This window comes from [Phormidium] sp. LEGE 05292, from assembly GCF_015207735.1.
Classification (GTDB): Bacteria; Cyanobacteriota; Cyanobacteriia; order Cyanobacteriales; family Aerosakkonemataceae; genus Floridanema.
Genome location: NZ_JADEWG010000164.1, coordinates 1 through 13,335, shown reverse-complemented (window position 1 = coordinate 13,335; position 13,335 = coordinate 1). Strand labels below are relative to the sequence as shown.

Sequence of the window (13,335 nt, the reverse complement as noted above, 5' to 3'; positions counted from 1 at the left end):
CCCCCAGTCCCCAGTCCCCAGTCCCCAACTAATATCGATCGGAAGAATAGCTAGGAGATTGCGGATCGGGTGCAAAGGCTAACCAAAGGGGAAATTGCAACACAGAAAGACTAATTTTATCTTCTGTTTCATCAATAATAATAAACGGCAAATCTCCCTCTTTAACTGTCCTTTCTGCTTTGACTGCCAAGGCTTCAGGCGCTTCAAATAAAACCAAACCTTGATCGGGCCCAAAATCGCCACGAGAAATGCCTAAACAGTCTTGTAAACCGCGTCGCCATTCTCCCAAACGTTCGGGACTATTTGCCAAAATTAAAGTGCGGAGGCGATCGTCATACAACTCAGTTAAAACCGAGATAATTGACGAAGCTACTAAGATATTTTGTAAGCGAGTTCCCATCGATCGCAACGCACCTTTTCCACCTTGAGAAAAGAACCATTGAGAAGCTCTTTCTGCATGAACAGGTTCAAAAGTGCGGCGCAATTGCCAAGGCGGGCCATAATAATCTGGACGATTGCGATATTGATCTAATAATCTGCGAATTGTCTTTGCTTGTTCCTCGAAACCTTGTTCCGCAAATTGAGGAGTTACAGAAGTATTTTTTGCAGGTTTTGCCTCTTTAACTTCTACCATTTCTGATTCTTCAGATTGCGGAACTAAATCTAATTGTTCCGCCGCCGTTGCTAAATCTTGTAAACTCCCAACTAAATAATCTTTAAAACCTTGCACCCGAATTGCTAAATCTTGGGAAACACCAGCAAAAGTTGTTTTCATTTCATTGCGAATGCGTTCTTGGCGACGTTCTAATTGTTCAACTGCTAATTGTAAAGTTTGTCGCCGTTGTTCTAAATCTCGCAAACTTTCTTGCACTACCCGACTCATAGCAGTTTGCATTTCTGCTATTTGTTGAGTGTAGTCACCTTGCAAACTAGCAATTTGTTGTTTGAGTATTCGTTCTTGCTGCTGTAAGTCTGCTACTCTTTGTTCCCAGGTAGTTACTTCATTTTCTGGTGATGAATTAGTCAATACTGGTACTGAATTGAAATCAGAAGTTTGGGTTTCTAATGCTATGGGAATTTGCTCAACTGTGGCATTTTCCGGTTCTGGATCTGCCCAAGGATCAACTTTTGGCTCTGAGTCTGATTTTTGCAGGGGGGATGAGTCTGAATTCATTTAAAGTAATAACAAATAACAACTAATTCCGGGGACAACGCTGTTCTAAACAAGTTTGTAGCATTTTGGGATCGAAAATAATCGGTACAAAGTGAATGCTTTTAATTTCCTTGAAGTACAACAAAATTGGTACAGGTTGCCAAAATATTCGCCAATTTTGCCATTCGGAGTAAGGAAAGTTGCGAATCACTTTTTGACTTCGACACACTTCTAAAGCTGTGGGCGTAAATTTTAGCCGGAGGGTGACAGTTTGGAACAACAGAAACAAGCCAAAAACTGCAATTGCCAAACTCAGCCAAGGTAGCACCACTAAAAATGGTATTGCGCCCAAAACTAAAACTAAAGGTATGGTGTAGCTGGGAGCTAATTCAACAGTTTGTTGCGATCCGATCGGAGTAGCCGTAGTCACCGTCTTTCTTTCCTAACTTACAAACACCAGTCAATACTATTTTAAAAGGTTAGTATCTCACAAACCTTGGTAGAACTTGTAAAACTCAACTAATTGAACTTTCCCAGTCCCTAGTCCCCAATCCCCAGTACCCTGACTCACAAACCTTGCAAAACTGCACTGCCTGTTCCTTGGAACATTACCCAACTCAAAAAGAAGTTACTAATAAAGATCGCTAGCAAGGCAGTTACTACAGCAGTTGTGGTTGATTGTCCCACACCTTTGGCACCCCCGGAAGTAGTTAAACCCCAACTACAACCGATAACAGCAATTAACGCGCCAAAGCAAAAAGCTTTAATTTCGCCACTACAAACATCCCAAACGGAGAGGAAGTTCCGCACGGAATCTAAAAATACTGCCTGTGAGATCCCATATATACTACTAGAAATGATTAACCCGCCTAACAAGCCAGTGATTAAACTCATAATTGTTAAAATTGGCAACATTAGGCAACAGGCGATCGCACGGGGAATTACTAAATAGTCGATCGGATCTGTTCTTAACATATACAGAGCGTCAATCTGTTCTGTGACTCTCATTGTGCCAATTTCCGCCGCAAAAGCTGAACCAATTCTTCCAGCTAATACTACAGCAGTCAGAATCGGTGCCAGTTCCCGGGCTAATGCTAATGCTAAAACTCCGCCGACAGTGTTACCTGCGCCCAAACTAATGAACTCCCGCGCCACCTGCACTGTAAACACCATCCCCACAAAAGCAGCCGTGATCAGGGCAATCAACAATGATTCTGGCCCAACCGTTGCCATTTGTTCTAAGGTGTTGCGCCGATGAATTTTGCCTTTGAGTAAATGAACTATGACTTGTCCACCCAGGAAAATCGCCGCTACTAAACGCCGTCCCCATTTCTCTAAATCAGAATTAGAAGATGTTTCACTCACTATATATATTCCCTATTCCCTTAGCCCTCAGTAGCAAACTGCTTTGTTACACAATTTATAGATTTTCCTCTGATTTCTTAAGGAAGATTTAAGATTTTTAAACTTTGGGTCAAAATCTGGGTATAGCGCTTATTGTATATAGTGACGGAGTTGATCGATCAACTTGTCGTGACTCAGTTCAATTGCAATACCATTTCCGAACATGAGTATTCTACCGAAGTTCTTTCGCTTGCTGCTGACAACTGCCCTCAGTTTCGTAGCTCCTGTAATTCTGATTGGTGCAATCATCGTTGGTCTGTGTGTGGTGGGTTTCGTTCCCGGTTTTGAAATTCTTTGTCAGTCTGGGATTGAGGGACTGGCGAAGTTTCTGGAAATCTTTGGTGGCGGTTCCCCGATGGAAGGCGTTTTAGCGATCGGATTTACTTTCGCTCTGGTAGGGGCAATTTTTGATACATACGCTTCCTACAGGTATCAAACACTACGGGGAGATTAAACCCTGAGAAAATTCAAGACTTGGAGATTTTTGGTGGTATAAACACCTATGGAATTTTACGTGAAATTTCTTCTACATTATCACTTCTTTAATCTCACGCTAATTCCCCAATCCCCAATCCCCAGTCCCCAGTCACCAAAACAGCTATTCCAAAGTAGTTTCTTGTCCAGCAAAATCTTTAGCTGCTTTCTTAACTTCGACAATATCTAAATGTAATTCTTGAGCAATTCTTTCCACAGTCAATCCTAATTCTAATAACAGAGGCACAGTTTCTAATTTACCCTCTGTCTTAGCTTCTTGATAAAGTTTGCTTTGTTTTAAGTCGCTTAATTCAAACATTTTTGTTAACTCCTGAATTCCCAATTGTGGGAATTTATAAGCCAGAATTTTCGTCAATAATTCCCCCAGTTTTAATTGTTCACTTATAGGGGTTACTTGCTGAATTTGATGAATTAAATACTCTGCTCTTTGTTGGGCTTTAGCTTCATCTTCCACAAGCAATTTTAACATTCCCAACCCCAATGATTGATTAGCAACTAATCCTAATTCATCTAAGTACAAACGCTTGATGCGATCGCTTTCTACTAACCATTGGTAAGGTCTGGGAACAACTGGTTCAATAAAACGACGGGGATAAATCGCCACAGCAAACCAATCTCTGTTAGATTTATTCTTACCTAAATAAAGGAAGATTTCTGTAAAAAATCGATAGTAAAAATCCTCATCAAATTGAGATTGCACGTCAACAAAATAAATCGGTTGACGGGTGCGTTTAGCAGGAACAAATATCCCATCAATTATTTGATTTGTATCTTTGATTTCTACAGATTGAAACTCATAACCGCTGGTTTCTGTTGGCGGATGTCCAATCAGTTCAAAGAAGATACTGGGAAAACTTTGCAATATGTGATAAAACAGGCTGTTTGTTTTCATGAATTTTTATTTTCGCAGATCTAAGGGCGATCGCGCAATCTCAACTTTGGCAAGTTAGTTGTACCTATCTTAACCAACAGTAACAGCAGTAGGTTCCAATTGAGCAACCAATTTCAAGCTATACTCAGCTTCAAAAGAGTCTTTCTTATAATTTAAACTCCAAAGTTCTAAGGCGCAATCATCATTTGGGAAAGTGGGGAAAAGTTTTAACCGAAGTTCTGCCAACTGGGGACTATATTCACATTCCACGCGACTAATAGCACCAATTTGTCTGCGATCTAATGCCACAGATATTCGCAGTAATGCACTCAACTGACTCACCATTTGCCGATATTCTTTTGTCGGTAAATTTCGATAGTTATCATGCTTTTTCTTGGGGGCGCTTTTTCGGTGATACCGGGCTAAATTAGCAATTAATTCAATTTCTGTTTCCGTGTAACCAAGTAACTCGCTATAGCGAATTAAATAATAAGAATGCTTATGGTGTGCTGAATGACTTACATAATGCCCACAATTATGTAAAATAGCCGCAGCCCAGAGCAATTCTTTTTCTGATTCTTCCCAATTATGTAATTTACCTTTGGTTTGATCGAAGATACTAAGCGCAAATTCTGCAACTCTTTGACTATGTGCTAAATCAACTCGATATTTTTGAGCAGTTTTGAAGACGTTGCGTTCTCTAACTGAACCTTGATAACGCAACCGATCTTCAATTAAACCATGAGTCAGCATCCAATCAACTATTACGCCTTCCCGCAAACTTCGCTCACAAATAGTGAGACTTTCTGCGCCTAATAAAGACATGGCTTCTTGTAAAATTAAAGCGCCAGCTAAAATAATTTCCGATCGCCGATCGGACATTCCTGGTATAGCAGCGCGTTCGGCGTTATTCATTCTCCGCAGGCGATTTACAGTTTCTCGTAAATCTTTTAAAGTAAATTGATAGCCATTTAAAGGGTTAGGAATCATCCCAAATTTTTCCCTGGCGTGAATCATGGCTAAAGTTTCGATCGTCCCCGAAGTGCCTACTAAACGAGGAGATTCACCGGGTTTTAAGTTAGCTTTTAAATCGTCAACCGCTCTTTCTAACATTACCCGAATGTAAGCTTGCAAGTAATAGAATTCCGAGTTACTAATCGGATCGGTGGTAATAAATTCGGCGCTAAGTCTGACTGCGCCAACTTTAGTGCTACTGAGCGATCGCGGTTCGTGACTATCTCCTAAAATTAATTCAGTAGAACCGCCCCCAATATCAATAATAATGTGAGGTTGGTTATTAAATTCCATCCCCGACAAAACGCCTAAATAAATCCTTCTCGCTTCTTCTTGTCCAGAAATTAAATCGACAACTAACCCTGTTTCCGCTTCCACTTGCTTGAGAAAATCTCGCCCATTAGGTGCTTCCCGTACCGCACTAGTCGCCACAGCAATAATTTGTTCTGCATTCAAACTTTTGGCAACTTCTCGACAACGATGTAAAGTCGAAATTGCCTTTTGCATGACTTCTGGTTTTAAGTTATGGGTATTGGGATCGCGATCGCCCAACCTTACTGTATCTTTTTCCCGTTCAATAATCATAAAAGCTGGTAATTCCGGGATAATTCGCACCACTACCATGTGAATCGAATTTGTCCCCATATCAATAGCAGCGAGAATGCGGTTTTTTTCAGAAGCAGCACTAGGAATATTTACTTGATTTTCCACAACAGCATTTCCCATAAAAAGTATCTAGGTTGACAGCCTTCACCCCCTCCCTTCAGGAATAATATCAGTTTTTCTCGTCCTTTCCCAACGAAGAGAACAGAGGAAAGTTTTGATTTTTAGGGGCGGGTTTAGTAGACAATATTGTAATCGCCGTCAAAGAATTAACAACAAAACCCGCCCTTACAGAATTTTGAATCGTCAATTTATTGCAGGGAGTGTCAAACTAGGTTTCTCTAGGCAAAAAGAAACTTTTTACAAAAATAAAACAAAATAATGTAACGATATTTTTAGTACTAAAGAAAAAGATTGATATCGTAGTCAAACTATGCTCACTCAAGACACACAGCAAACCTTTCCCGGCGCTACTATAATTCGACTGCTGAGATGGGATAAACCAGCAGGACGTTTAATTTTAATGATACCTGCACTTTGGGCAGTATTTTTAGCAGCCAGGGGCACACCACCAGCGCCACTCGTCGGCGTAATTGTCTTAGGGAGTTTAGCTACAAGTGCAGCAGGTTGTGTTGTGAATGATTTGTGGGATCGAGATATTGATCCGCAAGTGGAAAGAACCAAAGAACGTCCCCTAGCTTCTCGCGCTTTATCAATTCGCACCGGAATTGTTATTGCCATTATCGCGTTATGTTGTGCAGGTGTTTTAGCACTTTATCTCAATCCTTTAAGCTTTTGGTTATGCGTCGCCGCAATTCCCGTAATTATTTTTTACCCCACAGCTAAACGAGTCTTTCCCATCCCCCAATTAGTGTTATCAATTGCTTGGGGTTTTGCCGTATTAATTAGTTGGAGTGCAGCAGTAGGAAATTTAGAATTTGATACCTGGTTGCTTTGGGGTGCAACAGTGTTTTGGACACTAGGATTTGATACTGTCTATGCCATGAGTGACAAAGAGGACGATCGACGAATTGGGATTAATTCTAGTGCTTTATTTTTTGGGCAATTTGCCCCTGAATCGGTGGGAATTTTCTTTTTTGGGACTGCGGTTTTGCTTGCTTGGTTAGGTATAGATATGCAGCTACATTTCGGCTTTTGGGTAGCTTTTGCAATAGCAATAGTTAGCTGGATTTGGCATTATTCTCAATTACGCAACGCTGATTTACCAAGACCTGTTTATGGGCAAATATTTCGCCAAAATGTGTGGATTGGGTTTGGATTACTTGCGGGAATGATTTGGGGATTGATTTTTTAATTAATAAGTATAGAAAGGGCGGGTTTTGTTGGGAAGTGGTGTGTGGGAATCAAGGATTGTCGTCTAAACCCGCCCCTACAATTACACAAACTATACAAGTCCTCTTAAGATCGCAGCGAAGGTAGAAGCTCCCTAGACCTCGTTCCCAGGTTCAACCTGGGAACGAAAAACAGAGGCTCTGCCTCTGAGTGCAAGATCTCAGTAATATAATCCTACCCTTACTCTTCTTTTTTAAGGAGCAATATAAACGTTATTACTGCACTTATAAATATTCAATCCTGTACCCGCAGACTTCACTCTATTAAATTCCAAGGAACTAGGCGTAACAGTTGGTTTATCCAATCGACTTACTATATGCAACCCGTTAATAGTAAAGCCATAACCACCATTTTCCGGTACATATAAAGTAATTCTGCTAATATTAGCCGTTTGACTCAGTACGCCGATAAATGGTGCTGCGTCATCATTAGCATTGTTATTAGTGTAAACACTGAATTTACCTAAACTTTTACCACTGCTATCAAAAGCTTCAAGTACTCCGGTAAAAGCACCAAAAAATGCTCTTTGAATTTGAGTACCAACACCAGAAACCGGAGTACTAAAATCAATTGTAATAGCACTGTCGGCAAATTCTAAAAACAGTAGTTTGTCTCCTGATGAAAAATTTGCTTTAATGCCGCTACCTTCATTAAGCCGTAGAAAGGTTCCGAAAGAACTTAGTTTTAGTTGAACTCCATTGGGAGAATGAACTAACAAAGGACTAGAAATAAAATCAAATTCTTTACCAATTGTTCCCCAATCTACTATATCGCTAGTTCTTAATTGCGAAGGGTTTGTAACTAACTTTATTGTCGGTATTTTTGCTGGTAATTTTCCATAACTGTTTTCCCTAGTTTTAGCAGCATTTTCTAATATTGTGTTTATTACATTATTCATAGACATTGAACTGATTCCCCTAGACTAAGCCGTTTGCTTGAATGATTAGATGCTAAAAGAGCCGAGCCAACATTCCCCAGTAAGAGCTACGTAGGCAATTGTAACTCGAACTGACAGATAAGAACCTGAAACTACTGAGTAAATCAGTTCTTATCTAGTTGCTTATTTCATACCCTAAGTAAGTTTACTGGTAAATACAAGCTTCTCTCAGTAATTTTACATAAACTTTATATCGATTTAGTCTCAGATGTTTCTGTCCGCATCTGCTAACAGGTGAAATTGATAAGGTTTGCAGCCAACTCACCTTGGTAGCGGCTGTTTGAAGTTTGTGTGAATACACGAATCCGTAAGTTAAATTTACAAGCAAATAAAAATAACTCGAATAGGACTTACGCACTGACGCTAAATATGGTGGAATGGTACGCTAAGTTAGCACTTTAGCGAAGGCTCTATTTGTAGGGTGCTATACGCACCCTACAAATAGAGCCTTCACGTAAGTCCTATAGAAGTGACTAGAGAAAAATTATGGTTTAGGTGGTTCTACGGAGTCTTTGGCTCTGACTTCCTGAATTTGCTGAACTTGAAACACTAGAGTAAAAGGTCTACCCATTTCTTTGGAAAGAAATTCTTCTACTAGGCGAACTTGGTTGGGAGTAACAAGGTTTTTCGATCGCACTGTCAAGAAAACTTTTGGTGGCTTGGCTGACCAGTCAACATTGGTATATTTCAGTTCCATCAATTTTCCGAACGTAATAGTCTGGTTGAGCAGAATCGTCTTGATATTATGGTGAAGTTGCGCTTGTCTGAGAAGTTGGAAAAAACTGATTCCCAGAGGGATCAGTAAAATGCTTGCAAAACCTAAAGTCCAACTAAAAGCATGGTTGTACTTAGCATAACCAGCACTGATGAACACCAACATACAGGCGAGGATAATGCCCAAAAGATTGGTGAGATAAAGTAAGAAAGCGCCCCAACTATAATTCCAAAGACCTTGAGATAAACTTAAGCCAACTACACAGATGGGAGGCATTAAGGCAACTGCGATCGCAGTTCCGGCAAAAGCATCAATAATTTTTGGTCTAACCTTAGCAAAACCACTAATTGCTCCAGCGGTTACAGCCACTCCCAAATCTATTAAAGTTGGTTCAGTGCGAGCCAGAACTTCCGAGCCAAAATCGGGTAAACCAATTACACGCCCGATCGACCATGAGGCTAGAGTAGCAAATAAAGTGGCAACAGCTAGTGATTTAGCGGCTTCTCCGAATAACTTTGGATCTCCGTCCAAAGCCCCAAAAGCTGCTCCCCGCAACGGCATCATTAATGGTGCTACTATCATTGCCCCAATAATTACAGCTGCACTATTAGCAACTAAGCCAAAGGTAGCAATTAAACAAGCACCTACTGTCAGAATCATAAAATTACTATCTAATTCTGAATCTTCCAGTAATTCCTGCCGCATTTTTTGAACACTATCTAAAGATATTTTTGTCATATTTAAAAGTGAGAAAATGTGATGAGAAAAATTATCATTGGTGTCATGGGCCCAGGCGTAAACGCCACAGACCTTGATTTAGAAAATGCTTATCAGCTGGGAAAATTAATTGCCCAAGCTGGATGGGTATTGCTCACAGGTGGAAGAAATCAAGGTGTAATGGATGCTGCCAGTAAAGGTGCAAAAGCCGCTAATGGTTTAACCGTTGGTATTCTTCCTTCGTCTAATAATACCACTGCTTCGGAAGCTGTTGATATTGCAATTGTTACCGATTTGGGAAATGCACGAAATAATATTAATGTGCTTTCCAGTGATGTGATTATTGCTTGTGGTATGGGTGCTGGAACCGCTTCCGAAATCGCTTTAGCTTTGAAAGTAAATAAAAAAGTAATTTTGTTAAATAATGATGAGAATAGTAAATTTTTCTTTCAGAATTTAGCCAAAAATCAAATTTTGATCGCTGAAAATCCGGTTTCAGCTATTGAGTTAGTCACTAAGTTGTTGTTAGAGACACTCTAATCCCCGACTTCTTTAAGAAATCGGGGACTTGATTACCAACTAACTTGAGGCCCTGCCCAAGCTTGTTTAACTGTTTGCCCAAAAACGATCGGCTGGTCTTCTTGTTTAGCGGCGATCGTTTTCCCCTGAATATTAACAGCCCATAATTGACGATTTTCGTCACCTAATTCCCCAGCTTGGAAAATCACATCTTGCGGATTAACTTTACTCCAACCTAACAAAATAGCCTGACCAAATTCGCCAGCATTACTAGGAGAAATTGTCTTACTGCGACCACTATTGCGATCCCAAACTACTGCATAGTCAGAAGCATCTGAGGCGCTAAGGCTACCTTCAAATTGACGCGCCAAAAGTCGATCGCCACTTGCCGACCAAGAAACCGGAATTAAAATAGTCACAATCCCTGGCATATCCCCTGCTTCTTTAGCTTTATTCGGATTGTTCGCTAAAGGAGAACTAGCCGTCACAACTCGCAACTGTTTAGTTTGCAAATTCTCCACAAACATCACACTGCTAACATGACTCTTATACAATTCCGGCTTAACCTGTAGTTGCACCCGACTGTAAGCGGCATACTTACCATCTGGCGAAATCACTGAAGGAGTGCGGTAGAAGCGAACTCCCGAACCTTTAGTAGAACTCACCTGTTCATGAGTGGACATCACCCAATTCCAAGGTACAGGATAGGGACTTTCTAAAGGATCGACTTGTAGCTGAGAAGGTTCTACTGCTGGTGGAGTAGCGCGAACTGGGGGAACGGTTTTTTGATTAGTAGGTATCTCTTGGGTAACAGGCTTTGCGCGTACTACCCTTTTAGTCGAAGCTGATAAATTTCCCGCAACTAAAGCGGAAGCCAGAAATATCACAGTTGCAAGGGCTAACTGGCGTGGCTTAATTAGATACAGACCGATTTGCAGTGGACGTTTAAACATGGATGTTTCTCTTGAGATCGCTTCTAGTGTAAGGAGGAACGGCCAAAGGAACGGTTGAGCATATTCTATACATATCTGGAGAAATTGCTAGAGCAGATGGGAAATTGTTTATAGTTTTTAAGATTTTTTTCCCTGATTGTTTTATCCGATCGAAAAAGAGAACAGGAAACCGGAAACAGCAAGAAAGAAAATTTCCTCCATAGAACTTTCCCCCTTTAAGCCCGACTCTTTTCCCTAACCCCTACACCCCACACCCCACACCCAAATTCATCAGATAATTTTGCGCTCCACTGAAATTAGTTCTTAGGTGACTTGACAAAAAAGGCTCAAGAGGAGTAAGTTTTTCTGGCTCCCGATAAACTTATTAAAATCAATATGGGGCGATTTTTCTTAGTTTTTCTGTTTAGGTTTTTATTGTTGGTGGTGGGAGGTGGTTTTGCTGCCCTTTTAGGTGTGGCATTAGCTACTGTTTATCCTGCATCAATCCCGGAAAAACCTTTGGTAACTAAAATACCGGAAATACTTCCGGGGATGGATGCTAATGATAATAGTAATAATCCTAACGTTGCTGTTCAATCAGACACGAAGCCGCTACTGACAACGGCGCAAAGGAAGCAACTGGAAAGAGAGTTACAACGTTTAGAAAGACAGTTAAAGACGAGGGGCAGTAGCCCTAAACTAGAAGCCAGAATTAAAGCAATTCGGCAACAATTAAGGATAAACTTGGCTAAACTGCCCACAGCTAGTCAATTAGCTTTATCTACTGAACCGCTGGTTAATCCAGACACTCTCGCTGGAAAAATTCCTGCGGATGTTTTGTTTGAAGATAACCAAACTTACCTATTAACTGAAGGAAAACCAGTTTTGGATAAGTTGGTTGATGAGTTAAAAAAATACCCAGGCGCAGCTGTTGTTATTGGTGTACATACTGATAGTGTGGGTGAAGTAAGTAACAATCGTGCGTTATCTTTTCGCCAAGCAGAAGCGATCGCACAATATCTCTCCTCTACCTTGGGTAAATCCTATACCTGGATACCTGTAGGTTACGGCGAAATTAGTCCTTTAGTTAACGATGAAAATCAAACCAACCTGCAATTTAACCGCAGAGTAGAAATTAAAGTAAACCCCCAGTAAATTTTAGATTTTAGATTTTTACTGAATGAAGATCATCTTTTTTGGCACACCACAATTTGCAGTTCCCACATTGGAAAAACTGTTAAATCACCCAGACTTGGAAGTTTTGGCTGTAGTTACTCAACCGGATAAACGTCGCGGTAGAGGTAATCAATTAATACCTTCTCCAGTGAAAGAGTTAGCTTTAACTCACCAATTACCAGTTTGGCAACCAGCAAGAATTAAAAAAGATCAAGAAACTCTCGATTTATTGCAAGCTGCTGCTGCCGATGTATTTGTGGTAGTAGCTTATGGGCAAATACTTTCTCAGCAAATTTTAGATATGCCCAAAATTGGTTGTGTAAATGTTCACGGTTCAATTTTGCCGAAATACCGAGGTGCAGCACCAATTCAATGGTGTTTATATCATGGGGAAAAGGAAACTGGTATTACTACCATGCTGATGGATGCAGGGATGGATACTGGTGCAATGTTGTTAAAAGCATATACACCGATCGCACTATTAGATAATTCCCTAGATTTAGCTAAGGTTTTATCTCAATTAGGAGCAGATTTGTTAATAGAAACTCTGTTAAAATTACAGCACCAAGAAATTGAACCCATTCCCCAAGATGATTCTCAAGCTACTTATGCTTCCCTGATTAAAAAGCCCGATTATTCGATCGATTGGTCACAAAAAGCGATCGCATTACACAACCAAATTCGAGGATTTTATCCCGATTGTGTAGCAACTTTACGGGGAAATTCGCTCAAAATTACCGCTACTGCGCCCCTTGGCTCCGAGTATTGGGCAGATTTACCGCCATCCTTACAAGTGTTAGAAAAAGATTGGGATAATTTATCTTCATATCTTGGTAAGCCTGGGGAAGTCGTAAGTCTTGCCAAGGGAATAGGCCCCATCATTCAAACCGGAGAGGGACTTTTGCTACTTCGAGAAGTTCAAATAGCTGGTAAACGTCCCCAGTCGGGATGGGATTTTGTGAACGGAACTCGTTTAACCGTAGGCGAGGTGTTAGAAAATGGTCAGTGATGGAACTTTATTGAGTAGTGGGTAATGATTCATAATGGCGACAGCGATCGCATGGCCCCTCTGGATTAACAGCACAACGCATAATTTCCGAATGTGCGTTAAACCGACAACTAGCATCTCCCACTACCCAGCGTCCATCATATAAACTTTTGTCAGCAGTATTGGGCGCTGATTGGACATAAAGCGCGATTTTATGGAGTTGATAGCCACCTAGCTTATATTGGTAGCGGTGACTGCGTTCTAAAACCGCGTAAGTTTTACCTTCTAAATCGAGATAGTTTCCGGGTTGAGGTGTCCAGTCGAGGTTGATTTTACCCAGAGAACGACGCGGATACGTCAAAATCACCTCAGTTGGTAATGAATCTGGTTCCATAACTGACTTGAGATGTGCGGTGTACTACATTGTGATGTTATCGCAAAGAAGGGCGGGGGGGACA

Annotated in this window: 14 protein-coding genes; 5 read left to right on the top strand and 9 right to left on the bottom strand. The window is 40.8% G+C overall.

The genetic code is table 11. The features are described 5' to 3' along the window. Nucleotides 1-28: 28 nt before the first annotated feature. The 3 genes from IQ264_RS27625 to IQ264_RS27615 form a co-directional block, all read right to left on the bottom strand. Nucleotides 29-1,174, bottom strand: coding sequence for a DUF3086 domain-containing protein (locus IQ264_RS27625; RefSeq protein ID WP_193984982.1), 1,146 nt, complete (start codon nt 1,172-1,174; stop codon nt 29-31). 22 nt (nt 1,175-1,196) lie between these two features. Then, complete coding sequence (locus tag IQ264_RS27620) at nt 1,197-1,583, bottom strand: DUF3119 family protein (RefSeq protein ID WP_193984980.1); 387 nt, start codon at nt 1,581-1,583, stop codon at nt 1,197-1,199. A 137-nt stretch (nt 1,584-1,720) separates the two neighbouring features. Continuing rightward, the gene (locus IQ264_RS27615; protein ID WP_193984978.1) at nt 1,721-2,518 is read right to left on the bottom strand and encodes an MlaE family lipid ABC transporter permease subunit; all 798 of its coding nucleotides are present in this window, start codon (nt 2,516-2,518) and stop codon (nt 1,721-1,723) included. A gap of 202 nt (nt 2,519-2,720) precedes the next feature. Between IQ264_RS27615 and IQ264_RS27610 the strand changes: the two genes are divergently transcribed. After that, nucleotides 2,721-3,011, top strand: coding sequence for a hypothetical protein (locus IQ264_RS27610; protein WP_193984976.1), 291 nt, complete (start codon nt 2,721-2,723; stop codon nt 3,009-3,011). Between the two features lie 144 nt (nt 3,012-3,155). On the opposite strand, the gene IQ264_RS27605 is transcribed toward IQ264_RS27610, so the two are convergent. Together IQ264_RS27605 and IQ264_RS27600 are read right to left on the bottom strand one after the other, a co-directional pair. Beyond that, nucleotides 3,156-3,944, bottom strand: a complete 789-nt coding sequence (locus tag IQ264_RS27605; protein ID WP_193984974.1) for an Rpn family recombination-promoting nuclease/putative transposase — start codon at nt 3,942-3,944, stop codon at nt 3,156-3,158. A gap of 69 nt (nt 3,945-4,013) precedes the next feature. Further along, nucleotides 4,014-5,663, bottom strand: a complete 1,650-nt coding sequence (locus IQ264_RS27600; RefSeq protein WP_193984972.1) for a Ppx/GppA phosphatase family protein — start codon at nt 5,661-5,663, stop codon at nt 4,014-4,016. 310 nt (nt 5,664-5,973) lie between these two features. Here IQ264_RS27600 and IQ264_RS27595 point away from each other — a divergent pair, with 310 nt between their 5' ends. Continuing rightward, nucleotides 5,974-6,855, top strand: a complete 882-nt coding sequence (locus IQ264_RS27595; RefSeq protein WP_193984970.1) for a 4-hydroxybenzoate solanesyltransferase — start codon at nt 5,974-5,976, stop codon at nt 6,853-6,855. 231 nt (nt 6,856-7,086) lie between these two features. Here IQ264_RS27595 and IQ264_RS27590 read toward each other — a convergent pair whose 3' ends face one another. Further along, the gene (locus IQ264_RS27590; RefSeq protein ID WP_193984969.1) at nt 7,087-7,797 is read right to left on the bottom strand and encodes a hypothetical protein; all 711 of its coding nucleotides are present in this window, start codon (nt 7,795-7,797) and stop codon (nt 7,087-7,089) included. Between the two features lie 517 nt (nt 7,798-8,314). Continuing rightward, the gene (locus IQ264_RS27585; protein WP_193984968.1) at nt 8,315-9,283 is read right to left on the bottom strand and encodes a DUF389 domain-containing protein; all 969 of its coding nucleotides are present in this window, start codon (nt 9,281-9,283) and stop codon (nt 8,315-8,317) included. Nucleotides 9,284-9,304: 21 nt separating this feature from the next. Between IQ264_RS27585 and IQ264_RS27580 the strand changes: the two genes are divergently transcribed. Further along, complete coding sequence (locus tag IQ264_RS27580; protein WP_193984967.1) at nt 9,305-9,802, top strand: TIGR00725 family protein; 498 nt, start codon at nt 9,305-9,307, stop codon at nt 9,800-9,802. A 32-nt stretch (nt 9,803-9,834) separates the two neighbouring features. Here IQ264_RS27580 and IQ264_RS27575 read toward each other — a convergent pair whose 3' ends face one another. Beyond that, entirely contained in the window at nt 9,835-10,734 is a 900-nt protein-coding gene (locus IQ264_RS27575) for a hypothetical protein (RefSeq protein ID WP_228061865.1), read from the bottom strand. 375 nt (nt 10,735-11,109) lie between these two features. Here IQ264_RS27575 and IQ264_RS27570 point away from each other — a divergent pair, with 375 nt between their 5' ends. After that, nucleotides 11,110-11,868, top strand: coding sequence for an OmpA family protein (locus IQ264_RS27570; RefSeq protein WP_193984966.1), 759 nt, complete (start codon nt 11,110-11,112; stop codon nt 11,866-11,868). A gap of 25 nt (nt 11,869-11,893) precedes the next feature. Continuing rightward, on the top strand, nt 11,894-12,898 hold the full coding sequence (fmt, locus tag IQ264_RS27565; protein WP_193984965.1) for a methionyl-tRNA formyltransferase: 1,005 nt from the start codon (nt 11,894-11,896) through the stop codon (nt 12,896-12,898). Nucleotides 12,899-12,905: 7 nt separating this feature from the next. Here fmt and IQ264_RS27560 read toward each other — a convergent pair whose 3' ends face one another. After that, complete coding sequence (locus IQ264_RS27560; RefSeq protein ID WP_193984963.1) at nt 12,906-13,271, bottom strand: DUF6464 family protein; 366 nt, start codon at nt 13,269-13,271, stop codon at nt 12,906-12,908. Nucleotides 13,272-13,335 lie beyond the last annotated feature (64 nt).